The organism is uncultured Gimesia sp., assembly GCF_937919775.1.
In the GTDB taxonomy this organism is placed as follows: domain Bacteria; phylum Planctomycetota; class Planctomycetia; order Planctomycetales; family Planctomycetaceae; genus Gimesia.
In genome coordinates this window covers 1-3,925 of record NZ_CALFPF010000809.1, presented here as the reverse complement: position 1 = coordinate 3,925, position 3,925 = coordinate 1, and the positions used below count along the sequence as shown (strand labels likewise).

The 3,925-nt window shown below is 50.9% G+C and carries 3 protein-coding genes; all 3 read left to right on the top strand.

Features of this window, described 5'->3' with window-relative positions:
- The first annotated feature begins 183 nt into the window (after positions 1-183).
- The 3 genes from Q0294_RS23125 to Q0294_RS23115 all read left to right on the top strand — a co-directional run bounded on the left by Q0294_RS23125 (position 184) and on the right by Q0294_RS23115 (position 3,568).
- Positions 184-1,320: a hypothetical protein gene (locus tag Q0294_RS23125; protein WP_299470212.1), complete on the top strand. Its 1,137-nt coding sequence runs from the start codon at positions 184-186 to the stop codon at positions 1,318-1,320.
- Between the two features lie 159 nt (positions 1,321-1,479).
- Positions 1,480-2,226, top strand: a complete 747-nt coding sequence (locus Q0294_RS23120; protein WP_299470210.1) for a hypothetical protein — start codon at positions 1,480-1,482, stop codon at positions 2,224-2,226.
- 67 nt (positions 2,227-2,293) lie between these two features.
- A complete protein-coding gene (locus Q0294_RS23115; RefSeq protein ID WP_299470208.1) occupies positions 2,294-3,568 on the top strand; it encodes a hypothetical protein in 1,275 nt (424 codons plus the stop codon).
- Positions 3,569-3,925: the final 357 nt, after the last annotated feature.

Sequence of the window (3,925 nt, the reverse complement as noted above, 5' to 3'; positions counted from 1 at the left end):
AATATGGGTCTCACTGCATTTTAACGATATTTCGTGCTTGGGGTCGACCTGAAAACTGAGTCTTTTTTGAACCGAACGTCGGCCGTTCCAAATTCCCTGGGATCGACGTCTTAGTTTGCGATGGACGGTTCTTCACTTAACAGTCGCATTATTCGTCGTGGGGTATTCGAACAAGGGGTCATGATGAAGTACTACTTCCTGGCTTTAGGCACATTGGTAGTTGTTTGCGTCGGCTGTGCAGCCGACGGACAACAGATTATTGACAAGGGTGAATATCATGCTCCACCGGCTGCAATGATGCAGCGACCGGGGCCAATGGTAGACGGGCCTGGACCAGGCGTTTTGCAGATGCTGGCACCACCCCAGATGGGCGCTTACGCCGCTCGCACATCACAAATCCGTTTTGTAGGGCCGGCAGGCATGAAGGTTGGCTGGCAGGTTCCTGAAGGCTATGCCGAAAACCAGATCACTGCTCCCGGACGTTACAATTTTAACCAGGGGGCAACCTACCGGTTAAAACTGTCTCACATTCCGGGACGGGCGATTCCGGCTCTGTATCCTTCGTTGCAGGTGTATCCATCACATCCTACAACAGACGCTTATCTCTCTCATAACAGTATTCCTCTGGAAATCACTCCGGAAGATCTGGATCAGGTAGAAAGCAACAACTTTGTCACCAAAGTGATTTATCTGCCAGATGAAAAATTCCAGGAACTGGCGATTGCCGGTGTGGAAACTCTGGTTTCAACCCGTCTGGATCCCGGTGTTGATCCCGTCGCAGAAGCAGATCGTCGCGGTACGATTATGGCTGTCCTGCGAATGGGTAACATGGATCTGGAAATGCCCTCGGGCGAAGGTGGAAACGAAGCGGTTTCCCAAGTCTCTTACGATGGCGATGCGGGAGCCCACATGCCTCCGATGCCCATCCCCGGAGATATGATTGGAGTCGCTTCCGGTGTCCCTGTTCCCACAATGATGGGTGGCATGGGAGCACCCGGACAACCGGCTTACAATCCGATTGCCGGCATGGGACCAACGCCTGCCTGGGGTATGCCCATGACAGGCACACCAATCGGACTTCCCGGCCCTCCTCACATTCCTTTAGGTGGACCGGCCAGCTTGAAGTCTCATACCATTCGAAACGTATCGAAAACCAATTTACCCAAACCAGTGGATCACTTCCTGGTGGATGTCAAACAGAATCCGGCACCAAGTCTGCCCAAACCTGTTAAGTATGTCCAATACTCGGAAACCCACCCGGTTCATTCTCCAGGTCAGGTTTCTTATCCAAGAACCATGGCACCCGGACCAGGGTATTAAAAGACTCAGGACCCACGCGGCACTTCCTGTATACTCTGCAGGAAGTGTCGCCCCTTGTCTTTTTTTGATGTCATTCCCTTCTTCGCATTTCAGAATTACCAATCGGCTAAATTATCTTCTGTCATCCTTCCGGACATTTGATTGTAGAATTTCTTAGTCATGACAATTTTAAAACGACAAAACCGATCACGATTATTAACGATGCTGTTAATGGCCATGATCGCTTTTGCCATTGAGTTGCCTTCGGCCTGGTCGCAGGATGTGATGGGAGGCCGGAAATACAACGCCGGAAATCAATTCTATCATCCGCTGAATCAGCGCACGCCTCCGGGAGTGACCGGTCAATGGGCGGCGTTGTCCGGACAGGTTCAAGCTGGTTATATTCAACCAATGCAATTTTCCCTGCCATCAACGGGATCCGTCACGTTCTTCGCCGGCGGACCTGAGCAGACGATTCAGAAAACCTCTCCTGCTCCCATCGGTTTTGCGGTCGGTTATGTTTACCGCGTCAAAATCAGCGGTATGCCAGAATTTCCGGGAGTGGAACTTTATCCGACCATTGAATTAATTGACCGTCTGCATCCCCCCGCCGGTTTAACAGAAGCCTATCCGATTCCCGTCAGTTTTACACAGGAAGATATCGAGCTGGCGCTTTCGGGAAGACTGGTGACCAAAGTCGTGTATCTTGAACGGCCGCAGACCGCAGCCGCTACCAAATTCGAAAAACAGCCCACCATTTCGATCACCGCTCAGAAAAATCTGATCGCCGAAGCCGATTTGCTGGGGCGACCGATGTTGATCTTGCGAATGGGAGGGCGTCTCCCGTCAACTCAAGGCGAGGACCCGTCCTTTTTCGGAAGCGGGGCTCCTGTTGTTGAATTAAACAATCAACCTACTAAAAACTGATTCTATGCTGATTGAGGAAAAACCCGTGGTAAAATTGTCGTACCGAACTCGTAGAGGAGCATCGCAAATGCAGCGTATCTGCTCTGCGGTCGCGATGATGCTGCTCTGCGTCAGCAGTGGGTGTTCCAGTTTATCGCCGATCACAGTTTCCCTGCCCTGGGATAAGCAGATTCCGAAGCAGGAAGCAGAACAGGCACCGGCAGTACAACATGCCGACTTCGATACAAAAGCCGATTTCGATACGAAAGTTGGCGCAGTCCGTCTTACGGCACCAGCCCAGCATGCAGCGCCCGAGTCGCCGGTTCAACAGGTTGCCTATTACCAGCCCGCACCGAATGCGTGTCCACCGTTGCCGCCTTACTGCGAGTTTTCTCCTGCCGTTGAGAGGGATTACGTATTACCTGCCGGCAGTGATCCAGCGGTTGTTGAAATGTATCCCGATGAATATCTCTTCGATGGAGGAGATCGTGATAAACCGGTTCACTACGATGATTACAATCGTCTGGGACTGGATACGGAAGACACCGTTGTGGAATATCAGACCCATAAAGGGAATCACGAAGTGAAAAAATCAAATCGGGTTGCCGTTTACGCACCACGGTTTGCCGCGATTCGCTCGGCCAGTTCACCTTTATCGGGTACATCCATTGATTCTCTGGCCACGACCGAAGACACAATACATGGTGTCGGGCTGGAAGCGCGCACGGTCATTACACAACACAAACAGCGCGAGCAACTGGAAGATATTCGGATGCGATCGCGGGCGAGTGGCGTCGAAACCGAGCGGCAGCAGGGCGCGGTGGATCAGTCTGCTTACATCAGCGGTCATACCAAACTCAGCAATCTCTTCCAGGATACGGGAACAGAGACCACCGGACAGTTTCAACAGTCGGATGAAGCACGGATAGCCTATCAGATCCAAGCTGCTGCCATCTGGTCTCGTACTCAATTTCCGGTCATCGCGATTCGGGAGCGGTCGGCTCATGAGTCTAAACGGGCTGTCAAACCTGAAGAGTATATCGGTGTAGAAGACAAACGAAAAACAGAGGGCAATCTGCGTCTCGTCAAACTGGCGGATAAGAAAAACGCAGAGCCCGGCGATGTGATTACCTTCACCATCAAATACGAAAACATCGGTGATTTCGATGTTGAGGGTATCAAGATCGTCGACAACTTAACTCCAAGATTAGAATACGTTCAGGATAGTGCCACCTCGGATCGTAAAGGACGCCTGGTCGTGGAAGATAATCAGGAAGGCAGTTTGATTCTGACCTTTGAGGTCGATGAAGCGGTCGAAGGACATCAGGGGGGCACAGTTACCTTCCAGGCACGCGTTCGCTGAATATCAGAATGAGACCAATAATATAAAGAACTTTGTGGATTCCCGCGAATCCTGGCCCGCTATGCAAACTTGCATGGCGGGCTTAGTTTTTTTAACGGGGCCCCATCCAGAGAGAGGGTAAGTGCCTGCTGAAAAAGCACAAGTGCACAACAACGTTGTTTCAAATTTCAACAGCCTGAGGTATTTTACTGCAGTCCGATCTGTAGAGGCGTCATTATCACCTATTCTGAACTCTGTGGATCGTTGGTCGCTAAGTCATATCTGTTAAAAGGCTTCTGTCTTTTATGGTTTCCCGTGAACAGGCTTTTCTTTCATCTTTTGTATAGATGTTTATATTGGCACACGAATTGCCGATAT

Coding starts and splice junctions, on each gene's coding strand:
- Q0294_RS23125 (WP_299470212.1), top strand. CDS start 184: ATGAAGTACTACTTCCTGGCTTTAGGCACATTGGTAGTTGTTTGCGTC.
- Q0294_RS23120 (WP_299470210.1), top strand. CDS start 1,480: ATGACAATTTTAAAACGACAAAACCGATCACGATTATTAACGATGCTG.
- Q0294_RS23115 (WP_299470208.1), top strand. CDS start 2,294: ATGCAGCGTATCTGCTCTGCGGTCGCGATGATGCTGCTCTGCGTCAGC.